The organism is Pseudohalocynthiibacter sp. F2068 (genome assembly GCF_023015645.1).
Lineage (GTDB): Bacteria > Pseudomonadota > Alphaproteobacteria > Rhodobacterales > Rhodobacteraceae > Pseudohalocynthiibacter > Pseudohalocynthiibacter aestuariivivens.
Map to the genome: position 1 here is coordinate 58854 of NZ_JALKAK010000003.1, position 16519 is coordinate 75372.

Annotated in this window: 15 protein-coding genes; 7 read left to right on the top strand and 8 right to left on the bottom strand. The window is 55.1% G+C overall.

The annotated features are described in order from the left end of the window. Positions 1-7: 7 nt before the first annotated feature. Positions 8-1252, bottom strand: a complete 1245-nt coding sequence (gene phnA, locus MWU63_RS04650) for a phosphonoacetate hydrolase (RefSeq protein WP_247077090.1) — start codon at positions 1250-1252, stop codon at positions 8-10. A 20-nt stretch (positions 1253-1272) separates the two neighbouring features. Continuing rightward, the gene (locus tag MWU63_RS04655) at positions 1273-2481 is read right to left on the bottom strand and encodes a 2-aminoethylphosphonate--pyruvate transaminase (RefSeq protein ID WP_246531640.1); all 1209 of its coding nucleotides are present in this window, start codon (positions 2479-2481) and stop codon (positions 1273-1275) included. A gap of 250 nt (positions 2482-2731) precedes the next feature. Here MWU63_RS04655 and MWU63_RS04660 point away from each other — a divergent pair, with 250 nt between their 5' ends. Then, positions 2732-3616, top strand: coding sequence for a LysR substrate-binding domain-containing protein (locus MWU63_RS04660; RefSeq protein WP_213888213.1), 885 nt, complete (start codon positions 2732-2734; stop codon positions 3614-3616). Here the strand turns inward: MWU63_RS04660 and hutU are convergent. From hutU to hutI, 3 genes are read right to left on the bottom strand one after another with little or no spacing between them, the layout of a single operon-like run. After that, the gene (hutU, locus tag MWU63_RS04665; RefSeq protein WP_213888214.1) at positions 3613-5292 is read right to left on the bottom strand and encodes a urocanate hydratase; all 1680 of its coding nucleotides are present in this window, start codon (positions 5290-5292) and stop codon (positions 3613-3615) included. The two genes, MWU63_RS04660 and hutU, sit on opposite strands and share 4 nt — an antisense overlap. A gap of 11 nt (positions 5293-5303) precedes the next feature. Next, positions 5304-6842 carry a histidine ammonia-lyase gene (gene hutH, locus MWU63_RS04670; RefSeq protein ID WP_247077092.1) on the bottom strand — a complete coding sequence of 513 codons (1539 nt, stop codon included), beginning with the start codon at positions 6840-6842 and terminating at the stop codon, positions 5304-5306. Then, positions 6829-8004, bottom strand: coding sequence for an imidazolonepropionase (gene hutI / locus MWU63_RS04675; protein ID WP_246531654.1), 1176 nt, complete (start codon positions 8002-8004; stop codon positions 6829-6831). The genes hutH and hutI overlap by 14 nt, the downstream gene beginning before the upstream one ends. A gap of 126 nt (positions 8005-8130) precedes the next feature. Between hutI and MWU63_RS04680 the strand changes: the two genes are divergently transcribed. After that, entirely contained in the window at positions 8131-9495 is a 1365-nt protein-coding gene (locus MWU63_RS04680; protein ID WP_247077094.1) for a formimidoylglutamate deiminase, read from the top strand. Here MWU63_RS04680 and MWU63_RS04685 read toward each other — a convergent pair. Beyond that, positions 9492-10046 carry a HutD family protein gene (locus tag MWU63_RS04685; protein ID WP_247077096.1) on the bottom strand — a complete coding sequence of 185 codons (555 nt, stop codon included), beginning with the start codon at positions 10044-10046 and terminating at the stop codon, positions 9492-9494. The genes MWU63_RS04680 and MWU63_RS04685 overlap by 4 nt on opposite strands. Positions 10047-10122: 76 nt before the next feature. On the opposite strand from MWU63_RS04685, the gene MWU63_RS04690 reads away from it, so the two are divergent. From MWU63_RS04690 to MWU63_RS04700, 3 genes are all read left to right on the top strand, one after another. Continuing rightward, the gene (locus tag MWU63_RS04690; RefSeq protein WP_213888219.1) at positions 10123-10824 is read left to right on the top strand and encodes a GntR family transcriptional regulator; all 702 of its coding nucleotides are present in this window, start codon (positions 10123-10125) and stop codon (positions 10822-10824) included. Positions 10825-11014: 190 nt separating this feature from the next. Then, positions 11015-11200, top strand: a complete 186-nt coding sequence (locus MWU63_RS04695; RefSeq protein WP_213888220.1) for a hypothetical protein — start codon at positions 11015-11017, stop codon at positions 11198-11200. 43 nt (positions 11201-11243) lie between these two features. Then, positions 11244-11573, top strand: a complete 330-nt coding sequence (locus MWU63_RS04700) for a TfoX/Sxy family protein (protein WP_213888221.1) — start codon at positions 11244-11246, stop codon at positions 11571-11573. A 229-nt stretch (positions 11574-11802) separates the two neighbouring features. Here MWU63_RS04700 and MWU63_RS04705 read toward each other — a convergent pair whose 3' ends face one another. Then, complete coding sequence (locus MWU63_RS04705; protein ID WP_247077098.1) at positions 11803-12534, bottom strand: class I SAM-dependent methyltransferase; 732 nt, start codon at positions 12532-12534, stop codon at positions 11803-11805. A 232-nt stretch (positions 12535-12766) separates the two neighbouring features. Between MWU63_RS04705 and MWU63_RS04710 the strand changes: the two genes are divergently transcribed. Further along, on the top strand, positions 12767-13897 hold the full coding sequence (locus tag MWU63_RS04710) for a CaiB/BaiF CoA-transferase family protein (protein WP_247077100.1): 1131 nt from the start codon (positions 12767-12769) through the stop codon (positions 13895-13897). Positions 13898-14117: 220 nt separating this feature from the next. On the opposite strand, the gene ndk is transcribed toward MWU63_RS04710, so the two are convergent. After that, on the bottom strand, positions 14118-14540 hold the full coding sequence (gene ndk / locus MWU63_RS04715) for a nucleoside-diphosphate kinase (RefSeq protein ID WP_247077102.1): 423 nt from the start codon (positions 14538-14540) through the stop codon (positions 14118-14120). 130 nt (positions 14541-14670) lie between these two features. On the opposite strand from ndk, the gene MWU63_RS04720 reads away from it, so the two are divergent. Then, on the top strand, positions 14671-16518 hold the full coding sequence (locus MWU63_RS04720; protein ID WP_213888454.1) for an ABC-F family ATP-binding cassette domain-containing protein: 1848 nt from the start codon (positions 14671-14673) through the stop codon (positions 16516-16518). Position 16519: the final 1 nt, after the last annotated feature.

The window sequence follows — 16519 nt, forward strand, 5'->3', positions numbered from 1 at the left end:
CCCTGAATTACTGCGCAGCGGCCATTGTGGCATAAAAGAACGCATCAAAATTGCGCAATTCGGGCGCGTTCCCCAGATCGATCTTGCGGTTCACGATGAAGGGAACGGTCTGTTCGTGCAATCCCCCGTGAGAGCGCAGCGGCTCTTTCAGCGCGGCAAGGTCATGACGATGCTCTGATGTGCCAATGGTCACGTTCTCGCCAGAGGTCAGAACAATATCACCGATCCGGTCTGCAGGCAGTTCAAAGCGCGCGCAGGCCTCTTCACGGCCAAGGACCGTTTCGATCCCGTCGATCTTTGCCAGACGGTCGATGATATCCTGACGATCAGCTCCTTCTGGCAGATACGCCGTTGCAAAAGAGCCAAGCGCGCCGTGGTGCACCACATAGGGGTCGGTGATCGGCAAGATCACCCGCGCCGCCGCTTCGCCCAACCATTCGTCAAGCACGTCCTGCACGTAGATCACATTAGGCGAGCCATCTGCATGATGCTTTGGCTTCATGCCGTGATCCCCAGTGATGACGATCGCGGCGCCCAGCGCATCAAGCTGGCCAAGATATTTGTCGAACATTTCGTAAAAATCGTTCGCCTCTTTCACGCCCGGTGCATATTTGTGCTGCACAAAATCAGTGGTGGTCAGATACATGACATCCGGCTTCCATTCTTCCAGAAGCTTCACACCGGCCGCAAAAACGAATTCGGACAGACCTGCAGAGTAAACCTCTGGCACCGACATCCCGAGCCAGGCGCTCGCGTTGTCAATACCGTGTTCTGCTGCTGTTGCGACGTCAGATTTTTCAGCTGAGAAACAGATCGCCCGGTCCTGGTCGAATTCAAGCCCGGCGCCCAATAGCGCACGCAGCTTGTCCTTTGCCGTGACGACCGCCACCTTGGCGCCCGCATCATAAAATTGCTTGAAGACCGTTGGCGCGCGCAGGAAGCGCACGTCGTTCATCATCACCTCTTCCCCGGTTTCCGTGTCATAGAGGAAGTTACCGCAAATCCCGTGCACTGCCGGTGGGCGACCCGTCGCGATCGAAAGGTTGTTCGGGTTTGTGAATGACGGGATCACCGAATGCGCCAGCCGCACCGTTCCGGTTTCCTTGATCCGTGCAAGATGCGGCATCAGCCCCGCCTTGATTGCCTCATCAAGATAGGCCGGTTCACAGCCATCAAGGCAAATTGCAATGGCGCAGGTCTTCGGAGTCGCGTAAACGCGCTCGTTTGCAACAACCGGGGTTTGAATTGTCATTTTTATTTCCTCTTAGAAATTCAGGCGGCCAGCTTGGCGCGTTCAATCAGGGCTATTTCGGGGGGCGAGGCATCTGCCACGCCCATTTCGACAAGGGCTTCTTTCGCAGCGCGTACAACATTTCGCATGACGTGTTCATCCATCTGCCCGATACATCCGATACGAAAGCTGTCAACGACAGTAAGCTTGCCGGGGTAAATGATGAACCCTTTGTCCTTCATCAGTTCATAGAACCGGGTGAATTCAAACCGTTCGTCTGCCGGGCAAAAGAACGTCACGATGATTGGCGACAACCAACGGTCTTTCAGCAGTGTCTCAAAGCCAAGGTCGCGCATACCTGCAACCACAACGTCGCGGTTTCGGGTGTATCTTGCACCGCGTGCAGCAACCCCGCCCTCTTCTTTGTGCGCGCGAAGCGCAACCAGAAAGGCCGCTACAACATGCGTCGGTGGCGTAAAACGCCATTGGCCGGTCTTGTTCATATGCGCCCATTGTGCATGCACATCGAGGCTGAGTGAATGACTGTTGCCTTTCGCAGCCTCAAGCGAATCCTTACAGGCAATGATAAAACCAAAGCCCGGCACACCTTCGATGCATTTGTTTGCCGAGGAAACCATCGCCTCATAGCGCACCTCGTTGATATCAAGGTCAACCGCGCCAAAGGCGCTCATACTGTCGACTAGTAACTTACGACCAGCTGCCTCTACCGCGTCCGAAATCTCTTTGACCGGATTCAGGATGCCAGAGCTTGTTTCACAGTGAATGGCAAGCACATGCGTGATATCCGGGTCAGTTGCGAGAATTGCCGCGACCTCGTCACCGCGTGGCGGCATGTAGTCGCCCTTGTCAACAAAGCTCAATCCACGTTCTAAATACTTAACAGTTTCCGCAGCCCGTTTGCCGTAGGCCCCGTTGGCCAAGACAAGAACCTTTCCGGATTTAGGAACAAATGACCCAATCATCGCCTCAACCGCGAAAGAACCACTGCCCTGCATCGGAACACAGTCCAGAACACCCTCGGTATCGCCTGTAAGCGCCAGCAAGCCCTCGCGCAACTCGACGGTCATAGCGCGGAACTCACCGTCCCAAGACCCCCAGTCGCGCAACATTGCCTCTTTGACAGCATAAGATGTTGTAAGGGGCCCTGGCGTCAGCAAGAATGGTTCGCCCAACCTTGGGGATTCCAGCCTCCCGGCGTTCATTTCATTTTGACTCTGAGGTTTGGACATTGACCAGATCCTTCTCGCATAAACGTCCGCGTTAGCGGCACATTGAAACGAGAGCGTATATTTGTAAAATCGTTATTTTAGATTGTCACATCGATTTTACTTTGAAAGTTTCAAGCCAGAATTGCCAGTTTCCGAAAACAGCAAAATCACCGCATATCAAGTTCGCCAATATAAAATTTCATTGCATACAACCACGATAAAATCGATATATCGAAGAAATGTATTAATTTTTCAAATGTCAGGAAAAGACATGCGGTATGTTCAGCTACGGGCCTTTCACCACGTCGCCATCCACGGCGGGTTCTCCCGCGCGGCGGACGCCCTGTTTCTGACGCAACCGGCTATCTCGGATCAGGTGCGCAAACTGGAAGAGGAATACGACATCCTGCTTTTTAACAGGAAAAAGAAACAAATCACTGTTACCGAACAGGGTGAGCGTCTTCTTGAGATCACGAAAAGGATGTTTGAAAACGAGGCCCAGGCGCGCGAACTTTTGTCAGAAAATAGGGCGTTCAGTTCTGGCACGCTCAGAATAATTGTTGATTCAGCCAGTCACGTCCTCGCAACGATCGCGAAATTCCGGGAAAAATTCCCGCTGATCAAAATCGAAATCAAAACCGGCAATTCGGAAGATGTGATTGAATCGCTCTATGCTTATCAGTCCGACATTGGCGTTTTGGGGGCCGCGCCCAGAAACTCTGAAATCGATGTTGTTTCATTGGGGGAAAGCCGGATCATTGCCTTCACCGCAAATTCCAACCCACTTTCCAGCCATAAATCTTTAACACTCGGCCAACTCTCTGCAATGCCGCTCGTTCTGAGAGAGACCGGATCAAAGACACGCCAAAAGCTGGAAGCTGCCGCATCAAAAAACAGTGTGAAACTTGTTGCCGCGATAGAAGCAGAGGGGCGCGAGGCAGTTCAGGAAATCGTCGCATCGGGCGCCGGCATCGGCTTTGTCTCAGAGAAGGAATTCAGCCATGACGACAGGCTTGTTCCGATCCAGATCAAAGGTAGCCCGATCCTGATGGAAGAATCGGTGGTCTGCCTCAGGGAACGCAATGGCGGCAAGCTGATCAAAGCTTTCACAGCCATGGTCCAACAAACCGCCGCTGACGATGGTATCACGACTTAAGGCTTCAAGTTCCCCAAGATTGTCGGCAACCTCAGCCCCTTCTCGCGGGCACAGTCAATTGCGTCTTCGTACCCTGCATCCGCGTGGCGCCAAACACCGCTGGCCGGATCATTCCACAGGACACGTTCCAGCCGTTTTGCAGCCTCGTCCGTTCCATCCGCACAAATCACCACGCCTGCATGCTGGCTAAAACCCATGCCAACACCTCCCCCGTGGTGCAAGCTGACCCATGTTGCACCTGAAGCGGTATTCACCAAAGCGTTCAGAAGCGGCCAGTCCGAGACAGCGTCAGAGCCATCTTTCATCGATTCCGTTTCGCGGTTGGGTGATGCAACTGATCCGCTGTCCAGATGATCGCGGCCAATAACAACAGGTGCGCTCAACTCTCCGGTCTTTACCATCTCGTTAAATGCCAGACCAAGGCGATGTCTGTCGCCAAGACCAACCCAGCAAATGCGCGCTGGCAAACCCTGAAATGCAATCCGGTCCCGCGCCATATCCAGCCAGTTATGCAAATGCGCGTCATCCGGCATCAGCTCTTTGACTTTTTGATCGGTCTTGTAGATGTCCTCGGGGTCGCCAGACAGGGCCACCCAGCGGAACGGCCCAACGCCCCGGCAAAACAGCGGGCGAATATAGGCAGGCACAAAGCCGGGAAAGGAAAAAGCTGTCTCAAGCCCTTCTTCCAGCGCCATCTGGCGGATGTTGTTACCATAGTCGACCGTTGGCACACCATCATTGTGGAAGCTCACCATCGCTTCGACCTGGACCCGCATGGACGCGCGCGCAGCTTTCTCAACCGCTTTTGGGTCGCTTTCGCGTTTTTCGATCCACTGGCCCATGGTCCAGCCCTGTGGCAGGTAGCCGTTGATCGGGTCATGTGCGCTGGTCTGGTCGGTTACGATGTCGGGCCGAACACCTCTTTTGTAAAGTTCGGGGAACACATCGGCGGCATTGCCAAGTAGGCCAACAGATTTGGCCTCGCCCGCTTTTGTCCAGCGGTCAATCATTTCAAGCGCTTCATCCAGACTATCGGTCTTTTCGTCCACATATTTTGTACGCAGACGAAAATCTATGCTGTCCGGATTACATTCCACAGCCAGACAGCAGGCCCCTGCCATCACGGCGGCCAAGGGCTGTGCTCCGCCCATGCCGCCCAGACCACCCGTCAATATCCATTTGCCCGTCAAATCGCCGCCATAGTGCTGGCGCCCGGCTTCGGCAAAAGTTTCATATGTGCCCTGAACGATGCCTTGCGAGCCGATGTATATCCACGACCCTGCGGTCATCTGGCCGTACATCATAAGGCCCTTTTTATCGAGCTCATTGAAATGATCCCAGTTCGCCCAATGCGGAACGAGGTTCGAGTTCGCAATCAACACACGTGGCGCGTCAGGGTGGGTTTTAACAACGGCGACGGGACGGCCTGATTGAACGACCAAAGTTTCATCGGCTTCCAGATCCTTCAGAGTGGCAATGATCCGGTCGAAATCACCCCAGCTTCGGGCGGCGCGGCCGATGCCACCGTAGACCACGAGTTCATGCGGGTTTTCGGCAACATCCGGGTGCAGGTTGTTCATCAGCATCCGCATCGGTGCCTCGGTCAGCCAGCTTTTTGCGGTGATCTCGGTCCCTGTTGGCGGATAGATGTCACGGGTGTTCTTGCGGTCGAGCATGTTGTTCTCCTTCAAGCGTTCAGTTCGGGCAAATCCAGCCCGGCTGCCACGATGATTGTGCCATCCGCAACGAGGGACGCTGCGATTTCAAGATCAGGGGCAAGGTAGCGATCCTCTGCCAGCGCTGCGCTGTCCTGGCGAAGCCGGTCGATCACTCTCTGCAATGGTGCAGAGGTCTTAAGCGGTGCACGGAACTCAACACCTTGTGCGCCGCAAAGCAGCTCTACCCCCAGGATCGCATTCAGGTTCTTAACCATCCGCATCAAGCGCCGCGCACCATGGGCCGCCATGGAAACATGGTCTTCCTGATTTGCACTGGTCGGCGTGCTGTCTGTTACACAGGGGTTCGCCAGATGTTTATTTTCGCTCATAAGCGCCGCTGTCGTAACCTCGGCAATCATGAAACCGGAATTCAACCCCGGATCGGGCGTCAGGAACGGCGGCAGATCATGACTAAGTGTCGGGTCCACCATCAACGCAATGCGCCTCTGTGCAATTGCACCAATTTCAGAAACCGCCAGCGCAATCATATCTGCCGCAAAACCAACGGGTTCTGCATGGAAGTTGCCACCGGAAACGATCAACCCGGCTTGTGACAGAACAAGGGGGTTGTCCGTCGCTGCATTCGCCTCAATCTCAAGCGTGACAGCGGCCTGACGCAAAACATCCATCGCGGCACCAGTCACCTGTGGCTGACAGCGAATACAGTAAGGGTCCTGCACACGGGTGTCGCCTTCGCGGTGGCTTTCCCGGATTTCAGAGTCGGCCAGCAAGGCGCGCATCGTTTCAGCCGCAATGATCTGGCCCCTGTGCCCACGCAGGGCATGGATTTCAGGCTGCAATGGTGCGGTAGAGCCCATGATCGCATCGGTCGAAATTGACGAGGTGATCAGCGCAGACCCCGCCGCGCGCCATGCCTCAAACAACCCCGACAGCGCAAAAGCTGTTGAAAACTGCGTTCCGTTAATAAAGGCCAAGCCTTCTTTTGGACCAAGTGCAATTGGGCTTAACCCGGCTTTTGCAAGCGCCTTGGCCCCCGGCATCGTTTCGCCCTGATATTCCGCGACACCCTCGCCAATAACGACAGCCGTCATATGAGCAAGTGGGGCTAAATCACCCGATGCCCCGACAGAACCCTGAGCCGGAATAACAGGCGTCACGCCCTTCGCCAGCATGTCCTGCAACAGTTCGATCAGCGACCAGCGCACACCGGACGCGCCGCGCCCAAGTGACATCAGCTTCAAAGCCATCATCAAGCGCGTGTGGCGACGTGAAATCGGCTCTCCCACGCCACAGCAATGGCTGAGGATCAAATTGCGTTGCAGCGTCGCCGTGTCTGCTTTTTCAATTTTCATGCTGGCAAGTTTGCCGAACCCCGTGTTCACGCCATAAACCGGCTCGTCTCCTGCCGCAGCGGCAGCGATCGCATGCGCGGCATGTTCGACGACATCGCGACAGGATGGATCAAGCACGACACTGGCCTCTTGCCAATAAATCGTGCCAAGCTGCGCAAGCGTGACAGCCCCGGGCGTTAACTTAAGCGTCTTCAATTTTTCCTCCGAAAATACGGGTGTGAAGCGGGTTGAACCCGATCCGGTAGGCAAGCTCTGCAGGGTGTATAACATCCCAGACAGCAAAGTCGGCACGCGAGCCCGGCGTAAGTGTGCCCTGTTGATCCAGACCAAGCGCCAAGGCTGCGTTGCGCGTTGCGCCAGCCAGTGCTTCCTCAGGTGTCAGGCGGAACAACGTGCAGGCCATGTTCATCGTCAACAACAACGATGTAAGCGGCGAAGATCCGGGGTTCGCATCCGTCGCCAGCGCCATTGGGATGTTGTGCTTGCGCAATAGATCAATGGGTGGCACTTGCGTTTCCCGCAGGGTGTAAAAAGCGCCTGGCAATATCACCGCGACGGTCCCGGCACTGGCCATGGCGGCAACGCCATCTTGATCCAGATACTCGATATGGTCTGCGGACAGCGCGCCGTAAGACGCCGCCAGCTTTGCGCCACCTAGGTTTGAAAGTTGCTCTGCGTGAAGTTTGACGGGCAATCCCAGTTCTTTAGCCACATCAAAAACCCGCGCAATCTGAGTTGTGTCAAAGGCTATGCCTTCGCAAAACCCATCGACGGCATCAACCAAACCTTGAGCGTGCGCGGCTTTCAGGGCCGGAATGCAGACATCGTCGATGTAGGCGTCTGCCCTGCCCTTGAATTCTGGTGGAACCGCGTGTGCGCCCAGAAATGTCGTATGCACGGACATCGGGCGTTCATCTGCAATGCGGCGTGCAACACGCAACATCTTAAGCTCTGTGTCTTGATCAAGCCCGTAGCCTGACTTGATTTCAATAACCGCAACACCTTCCGCGATAAGCGCATCAACACGCCTTAGGGCATCAGAGAGCAGGTCATCCTCGCTCGTCGTACGCGTCGCCTTAACTGTTGAGACAATTCCGCCACCCGCACGGGCAATTTCCTCGTAGCTTGCCCCTTCCAGACGCATTTCAAATTCACGTGCGCGGTTCCCACCGGACACCAGATGTGTGTGGCAGTCGATCAACGCTGGCGTTACCAGGCGGCCTTCAAGATCATGTGTTTCGGAGAGGCCATATTGCGGTGGCAGGTCGGCGCGCGCACCGACCCAAACGATTTTTTCCTGCTCCATGACAATGGCAGCATCTTCTATCAAGCCATACGGCACATCCGCAGCTATCATCGTTGCGATGGTGGTATTGATCAGCAGTGTCGGACGATCAGTCATGCGATTCTCGAGCGATTCAGGGATTGCTTTTGATTTATGTATACGTCTATATCTTTTATGTCTAGACAAATGGAAAAAGCTATGACTGCAATTTTCGCTCAACGCGCGTATCTTGGACAGGGCTGGGCCCAGAATGTCAGGCTCACGCTGTCCGACCAGTCAATCGAGACGATCGAAAAAGATGCTGTTCAGTCACCGAACGATATTGTCGTCAAAACGTTGCTCCCTGCGCTTGCCAATCTGCACAGTCACAGCTTTCAGCGCGCCATGGCCGGGATGACTGAATTCCGCGCCGCAGGACGGGACAGTTTCTGGACCTGGCGAGACCTGATGTATCGCTTTTTGGATCGGCTGACACCTGATCAGATCGAAGATATCGCAGCGCTTGTATTCATGGAGATGCAAGAGGCGGGATATGCCTCTGTCGGGGAGTTTCACTATGTTCACCACCAACCCGGCGGCACTCCATATGATGATCTTGCAGAGCTTTCGAAGCGCATTTTTACAGCAGCAAACCAAACAGGTATTGGCCTCACCCATCTGCCGGTTTTCTATTCTTACGGTGGCGCTGGGAAAAAACCGCTTTCTGGTGGCCAGCTACGGTTTGGCAATGATGTGGAACGCTTCAATCGTCTCGTAGAAGAGGCCCAACGCGCCCTCGTGGGCCTTCCGGCAGATGCCAGAGTTGGCATTGCCCCGCATTCGCTCCGCGCGACTTCGCCCGAAGACCTGACACAAGTTATTGCGGCCCACAAGGATGGCCCGGTTCATATCCATATTTCCGAACAGCCCAAAGAAGTTGAAGAAATAGAGGGCTGGCTTGGTGCGCGCCCGGTTGAATGGCTTCTGAAAAACGCGCCAGTGGATGATCGCTGGTGCCTGATCCATGCAACCCATATGACTGAAACTGAGACTTCAAACATGGCAAAGTCGGGTGCTGTTGCGGGATTGTGCCCCATCACTGAATCCAACTTGGGCGACGGCCCTTTTAACGGTGTCGCCTACCTGAATGCCGGCGGGGCGTTTGGGCTCGGATCAGACTCAAATGTACGAATTTCACTGACGGAAGAACTACGAACGCTGGAATACTCTCAACGCCTGCGAGATCTTGCGCGGAACGTTCTTGTCGTTGGTGAAGGCAGCGTTGGCGAAACGCTTTATCTTGGCGCTGCACGTGGCGGGGCGCAGGCGCTTGGCCGCAATGCGGGTGTGATTGCAGAGGGGCGATTGGCTGATTTGCTGGCACTAGACAGTGACGCCCCCGCCCTGTGCACCTTGACTGATGCGCAAATTTTTGACGGGCTTGCCTTTGCCGCCAGCGACGCAGTTGTAACCGACCTATGGTCAGCGGGCCGCCACATGGTTCGGCAAGGGCAGCATATCGGCAGAGATGATATCGTATCGCGGTATCGCAAGGCGATTACAGTCTTGCTTGCACAAGGTTAGCTGCGCTTTTGAAGCATCACGAGCAATGCACAGGCGTTTTCGGAAATTATTGCACGGTTTGGATTAGTGTCGAAAAAGGCAGCATCGCCCGGCGCAACGCACTGGCCTTCGATCTGCATTTCACCAGCAATGCAATAGAGTACAAATTGACCACAAGCTTCGAAATCAGATGGAAAGTCATCGCTAGATCGTAGAACAGCAACGGAAATCCTGACCTTAGCTTCATCAAATATAGCATTGAAATTTAATATTTTTTCCCCGATAAGTCGCCCCTCTACCGGCAATGCACCAGAAAACCGCACCGGTGTTAATGGCAAAGCATTGATTGTGCCATCCGCATGGACAAGGTCTAGCCCGGCCCCGTCAATGACCGTCAAAATCCGCGTGAGGCCCGGAAAACTGGAAAACGGCCCATCCGAGGCGACCTCGGCAACGCTCAGCCGCCAGACGAGCCCAAGAGAGTCTTCTTCCTTCTCGATCTCATGAGTGAGACCACCGCCATTCTTCCAGCGCGAGGTACGAAACTGGTCTGAAGAAACGATCCGCATCATCTTGTCATTTCTGTTAACTTTTATTTTGCTGCACATAATGTATATATGCGCATACATAATAAGGAAATAGCGTTTCATGTCATTGAGCGACAAAGTCAGTTTCCGCGATATCAAAGCCCAGATTCTTGCGCGTATCCGTGACCGCGTCTGGGCCCCCGGCGCAATCATGCCGGGCGAAGTTGAACTGTCGCATGAGTTTGGCTGCGCCCGCGCCACAGTAAACCGCGCGATGCGAGAGCTGGCTGACGAAGGCTTCATTGACCGCAGGCGTAAAACCGGAACCCGGGTAAATGCAAACCCCATTCGCCAGGCGAAATTTGAAATTCCTTTGGTACGGGTCGAAATCGAAGCTTCGGGGGCTGCTTACCGTTACGCGCTTGTGAGCTGCGAAAGCCCCCCTACACCTGACTGGCTGCGCGCACGGTTAGGGCTTGGACCCGACGATAAGGTGTTGCACTTGCAATGCATGCACTACGCGGACAACGCCCCCTTTCAGTTTGAAGATCGCTGGATCAATAAAGCAACGGTTCCTGACATTGATTGTTCTGATTTTGAAACCTTAAGCCCGAATGAATGGCTGGTGAACCAAGTTCCCTTTACTGAAGCGGAAATCAGCTTTTCTGCAACAGCAGCAAACGAAAGCAACGCAGATCTGCTGGCCCTACCGGTTGGGGAGCCCGTGTTTACCGCAGAACGCATCACCTGGCTTAAAACCCGCCCTATTACGTTTGCACGTATGTTTTTTGGTCGTGGTTATCGGATGACAACGCGGTTCTAAAGCGCGCGCTTGCCGCTTCCGCGCCTCTGGCTGTGGCAAAAATTCATCACCTGAATATTTGGCGCAAATTTACCGCGACAAGCAGATTGAGACCTGCCACCACTTGGCATACGGCAGCCACGCAATGAGTTGCTCAAAATAAAACCGAGGCAGATACCAGCGCAAAAAATGCTGGGAAAGGTACAGGTCAATGGCACAGGTTCAACCGCCAGAGACGCAATCGAACACCCCCCCAAATTCACCGGAAACAGGATATTCGCCATCAACCCCGGCCAATGTTCCGACTTCCTCGCAAACGCCGCATGAATCAGCGGCTGAGCGAAAAGCGGATACCCCGGTGAAAACCATCCGGATCACGGATTGGGCCAGTATCTGAAACGACGTTGCACCCGGTGTTGGGGCATGTAAGCTCTGCGCTTATGAAAACGCCTGTTTCCAGTATCCGAAACCTTGGCCCCGCCATGGAAACCGCCTGTGCGCGCGCCGGAATCGACTCTGCTGAAATGCTGCGCGCGCTTGGCGCCGATGAAACCTATAGCCGCCTGCTGAAATCCGGAACCCGCCCGCATTTCATTGGCTACTACGTGCTTGTCATGGCGCTTCAGAACCGCCCCTGGAACGACTGTAAGGGACGCGAGAAGGAAGCACTGCGCAAACGTTTTGACAAAATAAAGGCAGAGAGTTTTGACAAGGGGCTGTCAGACCTTGAGACAGCGCTGGATGCGATTGGCGTTGTTGAGCGAAGGTAAAAATAGGACTTGCTCTTACACCATGTCTGCCCATTCCTTAACTGAATCAAGAAGTGAGAAACTGCAACTTCCGATCCGCCTGAATTATTTTAGAAAGATCAATGCTCACGCCCCAATGCCCGTGCCCTCACGGGCGGGCACCGCCCCAACCGGCCCCACGGGGTGGGCGCTTCTCGCCCTTTCCTTGGTTCGGGCTCAGCTACGCTGTAAATCCCAATCTTATAGCGCCTTACGTGGTCGTGACGAGCCGATAACCACAGTCACAATCATCAAGGTCGATCAGTCGTGAGTAACGCTGCTCCCATGCACCGCTTTCCAGATCAGCCTCAAGTCTTCCTAATGCCTCCGAAACGTCGCCCATCGCCCAAAATGGCGACATAGCTGCCCTAACTTTGGGGTCAAGATAGGCTGCGGGCCGCCGCCAATAGGCGCTCAGGAAACCATCTGTACAATCATGCGGAATTGGAACGGGTGAAATCCCTACTGGCCCGAGCGACTGCTCGTATTCAGCCATTCTCGGCATTTGCCCCTCGTCCAGCGTCACGAGTTCCGGGATGTAATCTGCAAGCCAAAACCCACGAAACGAAGGATCAAATGTAAGAATAACGATCTTGCCTCGCGTCACCCGGCGCATTTCCCTAAGGCCCTTCTCTTTGTCCAGCCAATGGTGAACCGTCAGGATCGCCATCGACGCATCAAAGGAATTGTCGTCAAACGGTAGGTCTTCTGCATAGCCCTGAATAACCGTAGCCGCCGAGACGGGACGCTGCCTTATCATTTCCTTCGAAGGCTCGATCGCAGTCACCTGCCTGTCCGCAGGCTCGTATGACCCCGCACCAGCCCCGACATTCAAGATGGTTTTCGCAGGCCCCAAGGCCTTTCCGATCACCTGTTCAATCCGGGTGTCGGGCTTTCGCAGATCAGAGTAGTTCAGGCCGATTTTGTCATAGGTGGCATTCATATCGCCCAGTACCACGCGGAGTCGTTTCTGTCAGGACCCTGTTCGCTTTGGCCGGGCTTCAACCGATCGACGCAACACATGCACAGACCTTCTGCGATTCATGTGCCAGACTTAAACAACCGAGTGCGCCACAGAGGTTGCACTGCGGCCCTGCATCCTGTTTTGATACCGCAACACCCTCGGTTGCGTGTTATATGCGGCTATGAATCTCCGGTTCTTGAAGGAAGCTGGCATGTCGAATGGTCCATTGAACGGGATCCGTATTCTTGAAGTTGAAGCGATCGGACCCGGCCCCTTCGCCGCTATGATGCTCGCGGATCTCGGCGCTGATGTGATTGTCGTGCATCGACCGCGTACCGGGCCATTGCCTGGCCTGAAAGACAAGCCTCTCACCGATCGCGGCAAACGCTCGATCCTGCTCGATCTGAAGTCGGAGGCGGACCGGGAAACCTTCCTGCGCCTTGCGGCGCGCGCCGATGGACTGATCGAGGGTTTTCGACCGGGTGTTATGGAGCGACTGGGCCTTGGCCCTAAAGAGTGCCAAAAGGTCAATCCCCGGCTTGTCTACGGTCGGATGACCGGTTGGGGTCAGGATGGGCCACAAGCCCCCCTCGCCGGGCATGACCTGAATTATTTGGCCCTTGCCGGGGCGCTCTGGTCGGCGGCATTACCACACGAACGCCCGTCTGTTCCGCCAACCCTTCTTGGCGATATCGGCGGTGGGGCACTCTATCTCGTAACCGGCATGCTGGCCGGGTTTCTGGCTGCTGAGCGCAGTGGCAGTGGCACGGTTGTGGATGCCGCGATCTTTGACGGGGCGGCCCATTTGCAAAACCTGTTGCTTTCCGTAGACGGGTCAACTGCAGGCGGGCCTCCTGCCCGATCAAACCCTTTAGTCGGCGCCCACTGGTCACGCACCTATCGCTGCGCCGATGATCGGTTCGTGAGTGTCCAATGTCTCGAACCAAAGTTCTACCTGACTTTTCTGGAGCGGATGGGGCTGGAAGACGACGCGGATTTTCTAGCCAATCAGTTTACTCCAGCGGCGTGGCCCCGGCTGGCTGACCAGCTTTCAGCGCGGTTTGCAGAACACCCTTTGCACTATTGGGAAGCGTTGTTCCAAGAAACAGACGCCTGCGTGGCACCCGTTCTTTCACCTGAAGAATCCTTTTGGACTCCGCACAATCACGCGCGCCAGACATGGCATAAAACTGAGGATGGTTTGCAGGCGGTGGCGGCCCCGCGTTTTTCAGGTTGGCCAGTATCATCACCCCCGCCCGTTCCAGATCGTGGTCAGCACTCCGCTGAAATCATGGCTGAGCTTGCGTCGGAATTCGCAGAGGTCTCGCAGAAGAAATCTTGAGCGTACTCCGCTCACCAACACCACTGATGAACGTTCGTAAAACTCACAGGTCAGACTTGGGACCACGACGTACCGAACGGGTGCTGATATAGGTGTCTAACGTAAGCAAACCCGTGCGCCGCACGGACAGAGCCGAGCCGCCCCCACGAGGCGGCCGGGCTCAAAATAAAAACGGGCCGCCCAATCTGGCGACCCGCTCAATCTTAAGTTCTGAGTTCTATTAGCCGACGAGTTCAAGGCCCGAGAAGAAGTAAGCGATTTCAACAGCCGCGGTTTCCGGCGCGTCCGAGCCGTGGACCGAGTTTTCGCCGATAGACAGCGCGTATTCCTTGCGGATCGTGCCATCAGCCGCTTCTGCCGGGTTTGTTGCGCCCATGACTTCGCGGTTTTTCGCGATTGCGTCTTCGCCTTCGAGAACCTGAACAACGATCGGCTCAGAGCTCATGAATTCGCAAAGTTCATCGTAGAACGGGCGCTCTTTGTGAACTTCATAAAACACGCCAGCCTGCGCTTTGGTCAGGTGGATGCGTTTGGACGCCACGATACGCATGCCTGCGGCCTCGAATTTCGCGGCGATGGCACCGGTCAGGTTGCGTTTGGTTGCATCGGGTTTGATGATCGAAAAGGTGCGTTGGATCGCCATGTCAGTCTCTCTTTGCTTGCTGTCAGCCCGGCCCCTGCCCAGCTGTGAAATTTGCGGCCCTGCTAACACGCGTAGGAACGCTTGAAAAGCTGTGATTGACGCCAAGGCGCGGTTGATGCACACCGCGCGCATGTTGCGTATTACTGATCTGAACTATTCCGTTGAAGGCCGCCCTCTGTTTGAGGGTGCTTTTGCGACGATTCCCACAGGCCACAAGGTTGGCCTGATCGGCCGCAATGGCGCTGGGAAAACCACGCTGTTCAAATTGATCCGCGGTGAAATACCGCTTGAAGGAGGCACAGTCACAATGCCGGCTCGCGCGCGCATAGGCGGTGTTGCGCAAGAGGTACCCTCAAACGAGGTTTCACTGATCGATACGGTGCTGGCTGCTGATACGGAACGCGCCAATCTTTTGGAAGAAGCCGAGACAGCAACTGACCCGTCCCGCATTGCCGAGGTACAGACCCGACTGGCCGATATTGATGCATGGTCGGCCGAGGCGCGTGCAGGCGCCATTTTGCGCGGGCTTGGGTTTGACCACGCAGACCAGCAAAAACCATGTTCCGCCTATTCCGGCGGTTGGCGGATGCGTGTGGCCCTTGCAGCTGTGCTGTTTTCTGCGCCCGACTATCTGCTGCTTGACGAGCCAACCAACTATCTGGACCTTGAAGGCGCGCTTTGGCTTGAAAACTACCTGTCGAAATACCCGCATACTGTTCTGATCATCAGCCACGACCGAGAGTTGCTGAACCGTGCTGTTGGCGCGATCCTGCATCTCGAAAACAAGACACTGACCTATTATTCCGGCCCCTATGACCAGTTTGCCCGCCAGCGCGCCGAGCAACGCGCGGTTCAGGCCGCGCAGGCCAAAAAGCAAGACCTGCGTCGCGCCCATTTGCAAAGCTTCGTTGACCGTTTCAAGGCCAAAGCCTCAAAAGCAAAACAAGCTCAGTCGCGCGTTAAAATGCTCGAGAAAATGCAGCCGATCACAGCGCCTGAAGATCAGGCGCGCACGGTTTTCAGCTTTCCAGAGCCGGAAGAGCTTTCACCACCCATCATTTCGACCGAAGGCGTATCGGTCGGCTATGGCGATACAGTCGTTCTGCGGAACATGGATTTACGCATTGATCAGGACGATCGGATCGCTTTACTTGGTAAGAATGGAGAGGGAAAATCCACTCTTGCCAAGTTGTTATCGAACAGACTTAAACCAATGGGCGGGCGAATGACGACGTCCAACAAGTTGCGCGTCGGCTTTTTCGCGCAACACCAGGTCGAGGAATTATACATCGACGAAACGCCAATTCAGCACCTCGTGCGCGAACGCCCCAATGAAGGGCAGGCAAAGATACGGGCACGCCTTGCAAGTTTTGGATTGGGCGCTGATCAGGCTGAAACACCCGTGGGCCGCTTGTCCGGGGGACAAAAGGCACGGCTGTCACTCTTGCTTGCCACCCTTCCCGCGCCACATCTGCTGATTCTCGATGAGCCGACCAACCACCTTGATATCGAAAGCCGCGAAGCGCTGGTGAACGCGCTGACGGCTTATTCAGGTGCGGTGATCCTCGTCAGTCACGACATGCATCTTCTTAGCCTCGTTGCAGACAGGCTTTGGCTCGTCAAAGGCGGCACAGTCAAACCTTACGATGACGATCTTCCGTCTTATCGCAAGATGCTATTGTCGCGCGACACGCCAACCAAACCCGCAAAAGCAAAGCCCGCACCGGTAAAAGCATCACGCGATACGTTGCAATCCTTGCGCGCCGAGGTGCGTAAATGCGAGGAACGGCTGGAAAAACTAAACGAGATGGGTGAAAAACTGGCAAAGAAACTCGCAGATCCAGCGATCTATGAACCCGAGCGAATCGCTGAATCGGCCGTCTGGCAAAAGAAATACGCAGAGGTGCGGGACGCACAGGAACGCGCCGAAAATTTGTGGCTAAAAGCGCAAAGTAAGCTAGAAAAAGCAGAGACTTAGA